This window comes from Oceanicaulis sp. UBA6590 (assembly GCF_002433705.1).
In the GTDB taxonomy this organism is placed as follows: domain Bacteria; phylum Pseudomonadota; class Alphaproteobacteria; order Caulobacterales; family Maricaulaceae; genus Oceanicaulis.
Window position 1 is genome coordinate 167,321 of record NZ_DJIQ01000062.1, and the last position, 14,048, is coordinate 181,368.

13 protein-coding genes are annotated in these 14,048 nt (G+C 65.7%); all 13 read right to left on the bottom strand.

Annotation, left to right across the window (positions count from 1 at the left end):
• Positions 1-10 precede the first annotated feature (10 nt).
• Genes B2Z70_RS13050 through B2Z70_RS13110 form a run of 13 tightly spaced genes read right to left on the bottom strand, consistent with a single transcriptional unit; the run spans position 11 to position 14,009 of the window.
• Entirely contained in the window at positions 11-916 is a 906-nt protein-coding gene (locus tag B2Z70_RS13050; RefSeq protein ID WP_292983797.1) for a cell division protein FtsQ/DivIB, read from the bottom strand.
• Positions 904-1,818, bottom strand: a complete 915-nt coding sequence (locus tag B2Z70_RS13055) for a D-alanine--D-alanine ligase (protein WP_009801482.1) — start codon at positions 1,816-1,818, stop codon at positions 904-906. The genes B2Z70_RS13050 and B2Z70_RS13055 overlap by 13 nt, the downstream gene beginning before the upstream one ends.
• Positions 1,815-2,738: a UDP-N-acetylmuramate dehydrogenase gene (gene murB, locus B2Z70_RS13060; RefSeq protein ID WP_009801483.1), complete on the bottom strand. Its 924-nt coding sequence runs from the start codon at positions 2,736-2,738 to the stop codon at positions 1,815-1,817. The genes B2Z70_RS13055 and murB overlap by 4 nt, the downstream gene beginning before the upstream one ends.
• A gap of 2 nt (positions 2,739-2,740) precedes the next feature.
• On the bottom strand, positions 2,741-4,135 hold the full coding sequence (murC, locus tag B2Z70_RS13065) for a UDP-N-acetylmuramate--L-alanine ligase (protein ID WP_414690870.1): 1,395 nt from the start codon (positions 4,133-4,135) through the stop codon (positions 2,741-2,743).
• An 8-nt stretch (positions 4,136-4,143) separates the two neighbouring features.
• Complete coding sequence (gene murG / locus B2Z70_RS13070) at positions 4,144-5,241, bottom strand: undecaprenyldiphospho-muramoylpentapeptide beta-N-acetylglucosaminyltransferase (protein WP_292983801.1); 1,098 nt, start codon at positions 5,239-5,241, stop codon at positions 4,144-4,146.
• Positions 5,238-6,371: an FtsW/RodA/SpoVE family cell cycle protein gene (locus tag B2Z70_RS13075; RefSeq protein WP_292983803.1), complete on the bottom strand. Its 1,134-nt coding sequence runs from the start codon at positions 6,369-6,371 to the stop codon at positions 5,238-5,240. Before B2Z70_RS13075 ends, murG begins: the two co-directional genes overlap by 4 nt.
• Positions 6,372-6,424: 53 nt before the next feature.
• Positions 6,425-7,525, bottom strand: a complete 1,101-nt coding sequence (gene mraY / locus B2Z70_RS13080; RefSeq protein WP_009801487.1) for a phospho-N-acetylmuramoyl-pentapeptide-transferase — start codon at positions 7,523-7,525, stop codon at positions 6,425-6,427.
• Between the two features lie 15 nt (positions 7,526-7,540).
• Entirely contained in the window at positions 7,541-8,944 is a 1,404-nt protein-coding gene (locus tag B2Z70_RS13085; RefSeq protein WP_292983805.1) for a UDP-N-acetylmuramoyl-tripeptide--D-alanyl-D-alanine ligase, read from the bottom strand.
• Positions 8,941-10,398 (bottom strand): UDP-N-acetylmuramoyl-L-alanyl-D-glutamate--2,6-diaminopimelate ligase, encoded by a 1,458-nt coding sequence (locus B2Z70_RS13090; protein WP_009801489.1) that lies wholly within the window; start codon positions 10,396-10,398, stop codon positions 8,941-8,943. Before B2Z70_RS13090 ends, B2Z70_RS13085 begins: the two co-directional genes overlap by 4 nt.
• Positions 10,395-12,230 carry a peptidoglycan D,D-transpeptidase FtsI family protein gene (locus tag B2Z70_RS13095; protein ID WP_162010968.1) on the bottom strand — a complete coding sequence of 612 codons (1,836 nt, stop codon included), beginning with the start codon at positions 12,228-12,230 and terminating at the stop codon, positions 10,395-10,397. Before B2Z70_RS13095 ends, B2Z70_RS13090 begins: the two co-directional genes overlap by 4 nt.
• Positions 12,230-12,592, bottom strand: a complete 363-nt coding sequence (ftsL, locus tag B2Z70_RS13100; RefSeq protein ID WP_292983809.1) for a cell division protein FtsL — start codon at positions 12,590-12,592, stop codon at positions 12,230-12,232. Before ftsL ends, B2Z70_RS13095 begins: the two co-directional genes overlap by 1 nt.
• Positions 12,589-13,593: a 16S rRNA (cytosine(1402)-N(4))-methyltransferase RsmH gene (gene rsmH / locus B2Z70_RS13105; RefSeq protein ID WP_292983811.1), complete on the bottom strand. Its 1,005-nt coding sequence runs from the start codon at positions 13,591-13,593 to the stop codon at positions 12,589-12,591. The genes ftsL and rsmH overlap by 4 nt, the downstream gene beginning before the upstream one ends.
• The gene (locus B2Z70_RS13110; protein ID WP_348764603.1) at positions 13,590-14,009 is read right to left on the bottom strand and encodes a division/cell wall cluster transcriptional repressor MraZ; all 420 of its coding nucleotides are present in this window, start codon (positions 14,007-14,009) and stop codon (positions 13,590-13,592) included. The genes rsmH and B2Z70_RS13110 overlap by 4 nt, the downstream gene beginning before the upstream one ends.
• Positions 14,010-14,048 lie beyond the last annotated feature (39 nt).

The window sequence follows — 14,048 nt, forward strand, 5'->3', positions numbered from 1 at the left end:
CACCCATCGCTTAAGCCCCTCGCCCTGCGCGTTCCGCCGCCCGGTCCGGCCAGGGGCGCATGACCATCTCCCCGGCATTTCGAAGATCAAGGATCTGCGCCTCGTAATCGAGCACGCCGCGTTCCTCATGCATCGCCGCCAGCAACGCCAGCGCACTCGCCGGATCATCCTCTGGCAACAGCACATCGCCGCCGCTCTGCAGGCGCAGATTCCAGCGCCGCTCGCCCACGCGAATGGCGTTGGTCACACGGTCGCGAATTTCAGGATGAAGCTCGAGCAGCGCAATCACGGCATGGGCTTCACGGTTCGCGCCTTCTCCCACCACGCGCGGCAGGTCCAGAAAGTCGCGGGGATCCGCCGCATCGATGACATAGCCATCGGGATCAATCACATGATGGGTCTGGTTGATCTGCCAGATGGCATAAGGCTGGCGCTCCTCGATCAGCACCGCGATCCGGTCCGGCCACAGGCGCAGGACCTCGGCGGACTTCACCCAGCTCAGTGACTGGATGGCGTCGCGCGCTGCATTGAGATCCACGCGGCTCAGCCCCCGGCCAGGCGCGGCGCCCACTGCGAGGGCCACTTCTTCAACCCCCGTGCGTTCAGCGCCCGCCACATCAAGCCAGTCCAGCGTATAGCCCGCGGTTTCAAGCTCGCGCTCGGCCCGACTGGCCAGCATTCCGCCCACATCATCGATCTGGCCAAACGCGGTGAGGATCAGGACCGTGCCCGCCAGGAGGACGCCGCAAACGGTGAGAATCAGCTTGAAGGCGTAGCCCGCCCGGTTGCGCGCCGCACGCCATTGCGCCGCCGCCCAGTTGGACAGCTTGCGCCCGCCCGCCGCTTTGGGGGCTGTCTTTGACTTGCGCCGGGCTTTCGATGTGTCTCGAGCGCCGGCGGCCTTCAGTTTGGACACGCCGCATTCTCCACCATCCACGCTACGAGATCGGGAAAACCGATGCCGCAGTGCGCCGCCTGTTCGGGCGCGAGGGATGTGGGAGTCATGCCGGGTTGGGTGTTAATTTCGAGTAACCACACGCCGCCTGTTTCCGGATCATACCGGAAATCGGACCGGGTCAGGCCGCGGCACCCAAGGACCTGATGGGCCTTCAGCGCCTCGGCCATGCACTCGTCAAAAACAGCTTGCGGCACATCGGCGGGCAGCTGGTGCACCGAGCCGCCATCGGAATACTTGGCGTCGTAATCATAGAAGGCGGTCTTGGGGACGATCTCGGTGACGGTCAGCGGCTTGTCGCCCATGACCGCAACAGTCAGCTCGCGGCCCGGAATGAAGCGCTCGATCAGCACTTCCTCGTCATAGGGCCAGTCCTCCGAGCCCAGAATGGCCGGCGGACGGTTCGCGCCCTCAGGCACGATCACCACGCCCACCGAACTGCCCTGCGCATTGGGCTTGGCCACATAGGGCGGCTTCATGACATGGTCACGCGCGGCTTCGAACCGGCTGATCAACTGGCCTTCAGGGCACTGGATGCCCGCCTCGCGCAGCACCGCCTTGGCGCGTTGCTTGTCCATGGCCAGCGCCGACGCCGCGACGCCCGAATGGGTGTAGGGATAGCCCAGATAATCGAGCACGCCCTGCACCCGGCCATCCTCGCCCCAATCGCCATGCAGCGCATTGAACACCACATCAGGCTTTACGCCGTCGAGTTGGTCGATCCAGTCGTGATCGCGAGGATCGATGGGGGAGACCTGATAGCCCTTGGCTTCCAGCGCCTCGATCACCTTCCTGCCCGATACAAGCGAGACGTCGCGCTCCGGACTGCGCCCGCCCAAAAGAACCGCCACATGCTTGCTCATTCGGGCTCTCCGATCCGTTTGACTTCCCAGTGCAATTGAACGCCGAACTTGTCTTTCACCTCGGCGCGCACGGTTTCGCCCAGGGTTTCGAGATCGCTGGCGGTCGCCGTGCCGTCATTGATCAGGAAATTGCAATGCTGTTCGGAAAAGCGCGCGCCGCCAATGGGTTTGCCGCGCCAGCCCGCCGCATCCACCAATTGCCAGGCCGAGCGCCCGCCCGAGGTTTCCGGATCGGGGTTCTTGAAGGTCGAGCCGGACGTCTTCTCGCGAATGGGCTGGCTCGCCTCGCGCCGCTCGGTGATGGCGTTCATGCGTTCTGTGACGGCTTCAGGATCATCCGCCTGCCCTTCGAATACCGCCTCGATGAAGATCCAGTCTTCCGGCGCGTCCGAATGGCGATAGGCGTAGCCCAGCTCTTCCACCGGCGCGATGATGCGTCGTCCGGTGCGATCAAGCGCGACGGCCTCGACCAGAACGTCCTTGGTTTCGGTCCCGTAGCAGCCCGCATTCATGCGCAGCGCGCCGCCAATGGCGCCGGGCACGCCCACATAGAATTCCAGTCCGGCGATCCCGGCTTTCGCGGCCGCCTTGGCGACCATCTTGTCGAGCGCGGCGGCGCCCGCGCGAATGCGATTGTTCTCCAGCGCCTCGACCTTGCCGAAGGCGGGGGTGAGCTTGACCGTCACGCCCGGCAGGCCGCCATCGCGCACCAGCGTATTGGAACCGGCGCCCAGCACCCGCACGTCGATATCGCGCGGAGTTTCGGCCAGAAAGCGCGCCAGATCAGCTGCGTCGGCAGGCAGGAACAGAACCTGCGCCGGACCGCCCACACGCAGCCAGGTGATATCAGCAAGGGACGCGTTCTCGATCAGCTTGCCGCGCACGGACGGCAGGCGATCCAGAAGGGACGGCCAGCCCATGCTCAGCCCTCCAGACGGGCAGGCAGGTCTGCGGCCCAGGCGGTGATGTCGCCTGCGCCCAGACAGACGATCAGATCCCCCGGCTGCATCACCGATTTGAGGTCGTCAGGCAGGGTCTCGCGGGTCGTCGCATTGGGATTGCGATGGCCGTGACGTTGCAGGCCCGCCACCAGGGAGTCCTGGCTCGCCCCCTCGATCGGGGCTTCGCCCGCAGCATAGACCGGGGTCACCCAGACGCTGTCGGCGTCGTTGAAGCAGGTGCAGAAATCCTCAAACAGATCATGCAGGCGCGAATAGCGGTGCGGCTGCACCACGGCGTGCACCCGTCCCGCGCCCACGCGCTGGCGCGCGGCTTTCAGCACCGCCGTGATCTCGACCGGGTGATGACCGTAATCATCCACCACCGTCACGCCGTGTGCTTGACCGGTGATGGTGAAACGACGCTTGACGCCGGTGAAACCCGACAGCGCCGTGCGCGCTTCCTCCTCGCCGCCGCCCAGCGCCTGAACCACCGCCAGAGCGCCTGCGGCGTTGAGCACATTGTGCTCGCCCATCATGGGCAGGCTCATCCCCGCCCAGGTGACCGGCTCGATTCCACGCGGCTGGAAGGTCAGGTCGAAATGACCGCCCGTCTCGTCCATGACGAGATTGGACAGGCGCACATCCGCTTGCGGAGAGAAGCCATAGGTGATGACCCGGCGATCCTCGATCCGTGCGGCCAGCGCCTGCACTTCAGGATGATCGATGCACATCACCGCAAAGCCATAAAACGGCAGGTTCTCGACAAACTGGGCAAAGGCGTCGCGCAATGCGTCGAACGAGCCGTAATGCTCCATATGCTCGGGGTCGATATTGGTGATGATCCCCACCGAGCCACGCAGCTTCAGGAAGGAGCCGTCGCTTTCGTCGGCCTCGACCACCATCCACTCGCCCTCGCCGATCTTGGCGTTCGAGCCATAGGCGGAAATGATCCCGCCATTGATCACGGTCGGGTCAAAGCCCGCCGCATCCATCAGGCAGGCCACCAGCGAGGTCGTGGTGGTCTTGCCATGGGTGCCCGCCACCGCCACCGCGTGCTTGAGACGCATCAGCTCCGCCAGCATCTCGGCCCGGCGCACCACCGGGGTGCGTTTGGCGCGCGCGGCGACGAGTTCAGGATTGTCCTTCTTGACGGCGCTCGAGACGACGAGCGCGCCCGCGCCCTCCACATTCTCCGCGGCATGGCCGATATGGACGACCGCGCCCTTCTCACGCAGGCGCTGGACATTGGCGCTGTCCTTGATGTCCGAGCCCGTGACCTTGTAGCCGAGCGTCAGCATGACTTCGGCGATGCCGCTCATGCCGATGCCGCCAATGCCGACGAAGTGAACAGGACCAACCGAGGCGGCGAGATCAATGGGCGGCATCAGAGTTTCGGCTCCGCAGCTTGTACAATCAGATCAGCAAGACGCTCATGAGCGTCAGGTCGGCCCTCTGTCCGGGCCAGGCGCGCACGCGCAAACAGAGCTTCGCCGTCCGCCAACAGGGTTTCAAGGCGCGCCCGCAGGTGATCCACGGTGAAGTCGGCCTCGGTGATCATGTCGGCTGCGCCCTTGCGCACCAGTCCTTCGGCATTCGCCGTCTGGTGATCATCCATCGCAAGTGCGAGGGGCACGAATATGGCGGGACGGCCGATCGCGGCGATTTCGGACACCGATGACGCGCCCGAGCGCGAGATCACGAGATGGCTCTCGGCGTAGAGCCGCCCCATATCGCGGAAGAACGGGCTGAGCTCCGCCTGAACACCGGCTTCGGCGTACACCTGGCGCGCGCTATCAAGGCTCTCTTCACGCGTCTGCTGAACGACCTTCAGGCGCAGACGCAAGTCTTCCGGCAAGGCTGCCACCGCCCGGGGCACGGTTTCAGACAGGATGCGCGCGCCCAGCGACCCGCCCAGCACCAGAAGCCGGATCTCGCCTTCCGGCCCGGGCGGCGCATAGTCAACTTCACGCGCCTGAAGCACATGGGCGCGCACGGGATTGCCGGTGACGGCGTGCACAGCGCCCTGGGGCATCTTGTCGAGCCGCGCAAAGCCGGACGCGACGCTGACCACCGAGCCCGCAAACAGGCGATTGACCCGTCCCAGAACGGCGTTCTGTTCGTGAATGATACGGGGAATGGAATAGCTCCACGCCGCGCTCAGAACCGGAAAGGCGGGATAGCCGCCAAACCCGGCGACCACATGGGGCTTGAATTCAGCCATGATGGTGCGGGCCTGAAACACGCCCCGGGTCAGCTTCATCACCGACTGCGCCATCCTGACCGGGTTCTTGGCGAAGGGGCTCGACGCCTCGATCTCACCCACCGGCTCTCCGGGAAAGTCTGTCGCGTGACGCGCCCCGCGCGCATCGGTGACCAGCTTCACCGACCAGCCGCGCGCCATGAGCGCGTCCGCTGTGGCGCGGGCCGGAAACATATGGCCGCCGGTGCCGCCGGCGGCGATGAGCAGACGTTTGGGGGTCACGCGGACAAATCTCCCTGACGAGGGCGAGGCGCATAGGCGCCGGGACGGCGGCGGGTCAGCGCCAGCAGCAGGCCCGCAGAGAAACACAGGGCCAGCATGGACGATCCCCCGTAGGAGATGAAGGGCAGGGTCATGCCGGTGGGCGGGGCGATATCGAGATTCACGCCGATATTCACAAGCGCCTGCAGCGCGAAGAGCAATGCCAGGCCCGACGTGGCGAGCTGGGCGAACGGATCGTTCAGACGCAAACCCAGCATCCAGGCGCGCGCGAACAGGAGCGCGTAAAGCCCGATGATCGCGAGGGAAGCGATCAGGCCATATTCCTCCGCCGCCACCGAGAAGACGAAGTCCGTATGCGCTTCTGGCAGGAGGTGCTTGACCTGTCCCTCGCCGGGGCCCGCGCCCCAGACGCCGCCGCGCGCCATGGCGTCGAGCGCGGTTTCGGTCTGTGTGCGCTCGCCGCCCGGGCCAATGAAATCCAGGATGCGATCGCGCACATGCGGCAGGGCGACATAGGCGCCGCCGCCGCCCACAAGCGCCAGAGCGCCCAGAACCATGGAATGCAGCCAGGACAGGCCGCCCGCCCACAAGAGCGCGCCAAACACCAGCGAGATGAGCACGGTCTGGCCAAAATCGGGCTGCAGCATGAGAAGCACGACCGAGACGCCGTAGAAGCCGAACGCCACCAGCCGTCCCGGCACCGGCGCGCCGCGATCCTCTTCGGAGAACAGCCAAGCGGCGATGACCACGAAGGCCGGCTTGAGAAATTCGGAAGGCTGCAGTGAAAAGGATCCGATCCTGATCCAGCGCGTCGCGCCCTTCACATCCGCGCCCAGCACCAGCACCAGAACCAGCGTGATTAACGCCGCAACGAGCGCCAGCCCCGCGAACCGCCGGACCCCTGTCACGGACAGCGCGGAGGTGAAGCCCAGAATGCAAAGCCCGGCCCCGACGAAGAAGAGCTGGCGATACAGGTAATAGAACGGATCGTCGATCCAGCTGGTGCGCTCGACTGCCGCCGGGCTGGCGGCGAAGGCCAGAACAATCCCGATCGTCATCAGAAAGATCACGATGACCAGGATCGGGCGGTCCAGTCCGCTCCACAATCCGGCCTTGCGACGGGTGCTCATGGGCTCTTCCTAGTTCGGCGGCTCCTTGCGCGGCTCAGACCGGCAAGCGCGCCCTATCGCAGCTTCAGGGTCGACAGGCCGATCAGGGCCAGAACGAAGGCGATGATCCAGAACCGCACCACAATGGTGGATTCCGCCCAGCCCAGCTTCTCGTAATGATGGTGAATCGGCGCCATGCGGAAGACCCGCTTGCCGGTGAGCTTGAAACTCGCCACCTGGACCATCACCGACACGGCTTCGAGCACGAACAGGCCGCCAATGATCACGAGAACGATCTCGTGCTTCACCGCCACGGCGATCGTGCCCAGCGCGCCGCCCAGAGACAGCGAACCGGTATCGCCCATGAACACCATGGCGGGCGGGGCGTTGTACCAGAGGAAACCGAGACCCGCGCCGATCATGGCGCCGCAGATCACGGCAAGCTCGCCGGTGCCCGGGGTGAAGTTCAGGAACAGGTATTCGGAATAGACCGAGGAGCCGACGAAATAGGCGATGAAGCCGAAGCTGCCCGCCGCGATCATCACCGGCACGATGGCGAGGCCATCAAGGCCATCGGTGAGGTTCACCGCATTGGACGCGCCCACGATCACCACCATGCCGAACAGGTAAAAGGCGAAGCTGAGCGGGACCATCAGATCCTTGAAGAAGGGCACGGCCACGGACGTCGCGAAGTTGTCCGGCGTGTCCGGCGCGGTGTCGAGCAGGTAGACCATGGCCACCACCGCCACCGCCGCGATGGCGAATTGCAGGATCAGCTTGCCCTTGCCCGACAGGCCCTCGGTGGATTTCTTGGTGACCTTGCGCCAGTCATCAATGAAGCCGATGCCGCCAAAGCCCGCGGTCACGAAGATCACCACCCACAGATAGGGGTTGGAGATGTCCCCCCAGATCAGCGTACCCGCCAGAATGCCCGCGAGGATGATGAAGCCGCCCATGGTGGGGGTGCCCGCCTTGGCGACGATATGGCTTTCCGGACCATCGGTGCGAATCGGTTGGGAGCCCTTCGTGCGCAGCCAGCCAATGAAGGGATTGCCGATGGCCAGCGCCAGGATGAAGGCGGTCATCATTGCCGCCCCGGTCCGAAACGTCAGGTAATTGATCAGGTTAAGGGCCTGGAACTGGTCTGCGAACGGAGACAGCAGAAGATAAAGCATAGTCGGTCAGGCCCTTCAGGCGGAGGCAGGTTTGGCTTTGTCGCGCAGCGATGACACAAGTTTATGAACACCGGAAGCGTTTGATCCCTTAACAAGGACCACATCGCCATCCCGCGCCAGTTCGCTCAAGGTTTCAATTGCGCTCTCTGCGGTCTCGCACCAGGCGGCGCGATGCTCCGCAGGCAAGGCATCCATCAACGCCCGCGCGCCCTCGCCCACCCCGATCACCTGATCGACGCCCGCGGTGATGAGCGGTTCCGCCAGAGCGGCATGCAGGGCGCGACTGTCAGGCCCGAGCTCAAGCATTTCGCCAATAACGGCGATCTTGCGGCCCTGCCCTGACGGCTTGCGCAGCTTGAGCGCGCCAAAGGCCGCCCGCATGGAGGCGGGATTGGCGTTATAGCTCTCATCGACGACGTCGATGACGCGCCCCCTGGAGAGCTGGGCGTAAAAGGCGACGCCCCGACCCTCGGTCGGCTTCAGCTCTGACAGGGCGTCCAGCGCCAGGTCCGGGTCGACGCCGGCGCCCAGCGCCGCCGCCACCGCGCCCGCCGCATTCACCGCCTGATGCGCGCCGGGCAGGCGCAAGCGGAAATCCATCGGCTTGCCCATCACATCCATGCGGCCCACGCCTCCATCCGGTCCCTCGTCATAGGACAGGATGCGCACCGCGGCGCCGGGAGTAAGACCGAAATCAAGCATGAATCCGGCGCCCGATCCCTGCACCGCCTGCATCAGTCGCGGGGCGAACTCGTCATCGGCGGGGATCACCGCCACGCCGTCCGCTTCAAGCCCTTCAAAGATTTCGGCCTTGGCGTCGGCGATGGCCTCCATCGAGCCCAGATTCTCAAGATGGGCGGGCGCGATCTTGGTGATCATCGCCACATGCGGACGCACCATGCGGGTCAGCTCGGAAATCTCACCCTTATGGTTCATGCCCATCTCGAAGACGGCGTGACGGGTCGCTTCAGGCATGCGCGCCAACGTCAGCGGCACGCCCCAGTGATTGTTATAGCTCTTCTCGGACCAGTGCGCCGGGCCGGCCTTTCTGAACACCGCCGCCAGCGCCTCTTTCACGCTGGTCTTGCCCACAGACCCCGTCACGCCCACGCGCACGGCGTCCGAGCGGCGACGCGCGCCCTCGCCCAGACGGATCAGACCGTCGAGCACATTCTCGACCACCAGGCGCGGCCCCGAGCAGGCCTCCGGATTGGACACGAGAACCGCGGCTGCGCCCTTGTCGAGCGCAGCCTGAGCGAAGTCATGGCCATCGCGCTGCGCAGTGAGCGCCACAAAAAGATCGCCGGGTTGCAGGGTCCGCGTGTCGATGGAGACGCCGGACGCAGCCCAGCCGCCTTCAGTCAGCCGCCCCTGCGACGCTTCGGCGGCGTCCCTCGCCGTCCAGAGCGGTGCGGTCATGCCTCGCCCCCCAGCTCCTTGAGAATGCGGGTGACGATCTCGGTCTCGTCAAAGGGAATTATGCGATCGGCGAGGATCTGACCGGTCTCATGCCCCTTGCCCGCCACCAGCAGCACATCGCCCGCTTTCAGCATCTCGATGCCGGCCCGGATCGCCGCCTCGCGGTCACCGATCTCCTGCGCGCCCGGACAGGCGGCCAGAATGGTCTTGCGGATACCGGCGGGGTCCTCAGAGCGAGGATTGTCATCGGTGACGATGGCGACATCCGACAGGCGAGCGGCGATCTCACCCATTGGGGCGCGCTTGGTCGGGTCGCGATCCCCGCCCGCGCCAAACACCAGAATGATCCGCCCCTGGGTGTGCGGACGCGCGGCGCGCAGCAGCTTGTCCAGGCCGTCGGGCGTGTGCGCGTAATCGAGCAGCACAGGCGCGCCATCCTTCGTTGTGCCCACCGTCTGCAAACGTCCGGCCACACCTGTCAGCTGGCCCATGGCTTCAAAAGCGGCATCCGGCGAGACGCCGCTGGCGATCGCCATGGCCGCAGCGCCCAAGGCGTTCGCCGCCTGGAATTCGCCAATCAGCGGCAGGTCGACCTCCCGCTCCTCGCCCTTCCAGCTGAATCGCACCATCTGGCTCGCCGGATGCGGCGTGATTTCGTGCACGGTCAGATCCCGACCGCGCCAACCGATTTCGACCGGCGACAGACCCGCCGATTGCGCGGCCTGGGCGACACGCTGGGACCAGTCGGAATCCATGTTGATGACGGCGGGCGCGCCCATCGGGGCCAGCGCCGAGAACAGCCGCATCTTGGATGAAAAATAGTCCTCGAAATCAGGATGGTAGTCGAGATGGTCCTGGGTGAGGTTGGTAAAGCCCACCAGCGACAGGCGCACCCCGTCCATGCGGCGTTGCTTGAGCCCGTGCGAGGAGGCTTCCATGGCGAGATGGGTCACGCCCTCCTCGGTCAGCAGGTCCAGGCTCTTGTGAAGGGCGATGGCGTCCGGGGTCGTATAGCCCACATCGGTGCGACCCGAAGCGCGGGTGACCCCAAGCGTGCCCAGCGCCGCCGCCTCGATTCCGGCCTTCGCCCAGATCTGGCGCAGGAACTCGACGGTGGAGCTCTTGCCATTGGTGCCGGTAATCGCAGCGATGGTGGCGGGCTGACGCGGATAGAAATTCGCCGCGATGGCGGACAGGGCTTCGGCGGGATCCTCGGCCTCGATCACCGGGACGGGGGCGGTCACGCCCTTGGGGGCCAGAATGCAGACCGCGCCCTTTTCGATCGCCATCGGGATGAATTGCGCGCCGTCCACCTTCACGCCCGGCAGGGCCGCGAACAGATCGCCAGGCCTGACCTTGCGGCTATCGAGCGCCAGCCCCGTCACCTCTACGCCATCCGCTCCCTGGGGCGCGCTCAGCGTCTCGGGCAGAAGGTCAGCAAGCGTGCGGATCATTGCAGGTCCTCGGTTTCGGCGTCTTCCAGCGCGACCGGCTCTTCGGACGGAGCCACCAGCCGCGGACGGGGCGCAAACAATTCAGCGACGACTGAGACTTGAGCCTCAGGGTCGGCGTCATGACGGTCAATGTCCAGCACGCCGGCCAGCGACCGAATGATCTCGCCGGCTGCTGGCATGGAGGTCCAGCCCGCGGTCGAGAAACCATGGGTTTCCGGGGTCGGCTGAGGCCGGTCCATGGACACGGTCAGCACATATTGCGGATCATCGAACGGAAATATGGCGACAAAGGTGTTGAAGGTGTTGCGCTCCATATACTGGCCGCCCACCACGCGTTCCGCCGTGCCGGTCTTGCCCGCCACCGCCAGGCCTTCCACATCGGCCGATCCGGTCTGGGACCGCGCCACATATTCGCGCATCACGCCCAGCACCTGCGCCGCCACGCTGGGACTCATCACGGGCACCCCGGCGACCGTTTCGCCCGGAGCGACCGGACGCAGGGTCGGCGGCGTATAGACGCCGCCATTGGCGAGCGCGGCATAAGCCGCGGCCAGCGCCAGCGGGCTGACCTGGAAACCGTGCCCATAGGATGCGGTCATGGTCTGGATGCGGCCCCAGCGACGCGGCAGGTTCGGTCCCGCCGCCTCCATCAGCTCGATGGGCGGCGCCTCGAACAGACGCAGGTCGGAATAGAACCCTGTCAGATCATCCGCGCCAATGACATCCGCCATGCGGGACGCAGCGATATTGGAGGAATAGAGCACCATTTCCCGCGCCGTCAGCGGCCGGTTCTCGCCGCGATAGTCGCCGATCGTGTGTCCGCCAATCCGCACCGGCGAGGACGCATCATAGACGTCATCCATGTGCACGCTGCCCGCTTCCAGCCCGGCGGCCAGCGCCAGCGGCTTGAACACCGAGCCCAGTTCGTAGACGCCCTGGACCGGCTGGTTGAACAGGGGATCAATGTCAGAGCCCGGCGCCGTCGCTTCGGCGAAGCGGTTGGGGTCATAGTCCGGCAGCGAGGCCATGGCGATGATCTCGCCCGTCCCCACGCGCATCAGCACGGCGGAAGCGCCCGCCGCCTGGTGCGCGGCCATGCGTTCGCGCAGCACGCTCTCGACACGGTATTGCGCCGTCAGGTCAATGGACAGGCTGACCGGGCGGCCGCCCTCCGCGAGCTCCGCCTCGAAGGCGCGCTCGGCGCCGGCGACCCCCTGCATCTGTCCGTCCACATAGCCCACAAGATGCGCCGCAACGCGCTGTTTGGGATAGATGCGACCCGGCTCGACCTCGAAATAGATGCCAGGCAGGCCCAGAAGGTGGATCGCCTGGCGCATGCGCGGGCTGAGCCCGTCCGCGATGGGCACATAGCGGGAATTGGACGACAGGCGCCGGGTCAGACGCTCCACATCGAGATCCGGCAGGACCGTGGCCAGCTGCTGCGCCACCTCTTCCGCATCCCAGACATAGAGCGGGTCAGCGTAGACCGAGTGAAAATCGAGTGTGGCGGCGAGGATTTCGCCATCACGGTCCAGAATCGAGGCGCGGCGCACCGGAGCCGTTTCGGCGACCACCATTTCCTCTTCGTCATTCGCCAGAGCGCCAAAAGCAGCGATCTGCACCGCGCGGCCCGCCGAGATGACGAAGCCGACGCTCAGAACAAGGCCAATGACGCTGAGACGCGAGCGACGACGCCCCGCCTTGTTGGCGCGGTTCTCGATCCGAACCCGCTGCATGGCCCGCGCCGGGGCGCTCTCCACCGGCGCAGGCGGCGTGGCGCGACGGTCATCACTGACCCGCACTCGCCGCGAGAAGCGCCGGAGGAACTTCATCATTGACGTCCGGGTTGAGCGTAGGAGACACGCGCCGTCGCCAGCGCGTCCTGCGGTTCGCGCAGGCCTTCCGGCGCATCCTCCGCGCTCAGACGCGGCAGCTCGGAAAAGGCCAGCTCCTGTTCGGGGCGCACCGGCTCAAAGCCCAGATAGGCGCGCGCCAGACGGCGCAGATTCTCGGGCTCTTCCTGGTGAGAGATCTCTGCGTCCAGCGCACTGATCCGCCCCCGCTCCCGTGCGAGCTCGGCCTGGAGCTGAGCGAGCTTCTCCTGATCGTTCGCCGTACCGGACTTGGCCACGTAAAGCGCGGCGAGCAGAACGGCGGCGACCAGAACGCCGACGATTTCAACGATGCGGATCATTGAACACACTCCTCAAGACGGCGATAGGACGGAACGCCCGCAAAGCCCTCATCCTCACGCGGCCAGGCCTCGTGCTCATTGCGGATCGCGGCGCGCAGCTTGGCCGACCGAGAGCGCGGGTTTTCAGCGGCCTCGGCTTCGGTGGCGGACAGGGCCTTCTTGCTGACCAGCGCAAAGCTGGGTTCGCGTTCAGCCTGGATTTCCGGTTGATGGCGCGAGCCGCCGCCCGTGAGCCCGGCGCGTTCGCGCAGAAAGGTCTTCACAATGCGGTCTTCCAGCGAATGGAATGTCACGACCACCAGACGCCCGGCGGGCCGGAGCACGCGTTCGGCGGCCTGCAGGCCCCGTACAAGTTCGCCCAGCTCGTCATTGACGTAGATGCGCAAGCCCTGAAACGAGCGGGTGGCCGGATGGATGCGCCCCGGCTTGCCGCCGACCGCCCTGCCGATGATATCGGCCAGCACCAGCGTGCGGGTGATCGGCTCGACCTCGCGGGCGCGCACGATGGCGTTCGCGGCGCGGCGCGCATGACGCTCCTCGCCATAGACCTTGAAGATCGCCGCCAGCTCATGGGCTTCAAGATGGTTCACCGCATCCGCCGCCGTCGGGCCGGACTGGGACATGCGCATGTCCAGCGGGCCGTCCTTCTGGAAGGAAAAGCCGCGCTCAGCCTGATCAAGCTGCATCGAGCTGACCCCGAGATCGAGCACTACGCCGTCCACGCCAGAGCTGCCCGCCGCCTCGATGATGTCTTCCATCATGGAGAACGGACCGAACCCGAAGGCGAACCGGCCCTTGTAGGCGGGCTTCATCCGTTCGGCGGTTTCCCGCGCGCTCGGATCGCGGTCGATCCCGAGCACCCGGCAGTCCGCGGCGCCCAGAATGCCGCGCGTATAACCGCCCGCGCCGAAGGTGCCATCCACATAGAGGCCGCCATCGCGCGGCTGCAGATGGGTCAGCACCTCGTCGAGCATCACCGGGATATGCGGCTGATCGCTCATGCCTCATCTCCCCGGCGGCGAGACGGACGACGCAGCGCAGACTTGTTGTCGCGCGCAAAGCTCAGATCATCGACCTGTTGTTCGGCATGGGCGGTCGGATCCCAGATCTCGAAGCGCTTACCCATGCCGATGAAGACCGCCTGCTTGTCGAGGCCGGCATGGTCGAGAAATTCCTTCGGTAAAGAGACCCGGCCCGTGGAGTCAAAGCTCAGCGCCTTCGCGCCGCCAAAGATCACACGCTCGAACGCGGTCCGGGCCGGATCATACGGGTCCAGATCCTCGATGGCGTCCGAATAGTCTTCGAGAAGGCGCTGGCCGCCCCCTTCCAGGAAGGGGCCGTTGAAGGAGCGCCAGACATAAATGCCGGGAAAGCCCTGGCCGGACACGGTCGCGCGGAAATCGGCCGGTACAGACACCCGCCCCTTCGCATCAATTCCGTTTGTCGTCGTGGAGAC

What these genes read in the sequence shown, in the direction of transcription:
- B2Z70_RS13085 (WP_292983805.1), bottom strand. Translation starts at nt 8,944, where the DNA reads ATGACCGCACCGCTCTGGACGGCGAGGGACGCCGCCGAAGCGTCGCAG.
- B2Z70_RS13055 (WP_009801482.1), bottom strand. Translation starts at nt 1,818, where the DNA reads ATGAGCAAGCATGTGGCGGTTCTTTTGGGCGGGCGCAGTCCGGAGCGC.
- mraY (WP_009801487.1), bottom strand. Translation starts at nt 7,525, where the DNA reads ATGCTTTATCTTCTGCTGTCTCCGTTCGCAGACCAGTTCCAGGCCCTT.
- murB (WP_009801483.1), bottom strand. Translation starts at nt 2,738, where the DNA reads ATGGGCTGGCCGTCCCTTCTGGATCGCCTGCCGTCCGTGCGCGGCAAG.
- rsmH (WP_292983811.1), bottom strand. Translation starts at nt 13,593, where the DNA reads ATGAGCGATCAGCCGCATATCCCGGTGATGCTCGACGAGGTGCTGACC.
- B2Z70_RS13090 (WP_009801489.1), bottom strand. Translation starts at nt 10,398, where the DNA reads ATGATCCGCACGCTTGCTGACCTTCTGCCCGAGACGCTGAGCGCGCCC.
- B2Z70_RS13095 (WP_162010968.1), bottom strand. Translation starts at nt 12,230, where the DNA reads ATGAAGTTCCTCCGGCGCTTCTCGCGGCGAGTGCGGGTCAGTGATGAC.
- ftsL (WP_292983809.1), bottom strand. Translation starts at nt 12,592, where the DNA reads ATGATCCGCATCGTTGAAATCGTCGGCGTTCTGGTCGCCGCCGTTCTG.
- B2Z70_RS13075 (WP_292983803.1), bottom strand. Translation starts at nt 6,371, where the DNA reads ATGAGCACCCGTCGCAAGGCCGGATTGTGGAGCGGACTGGACCGCCCG.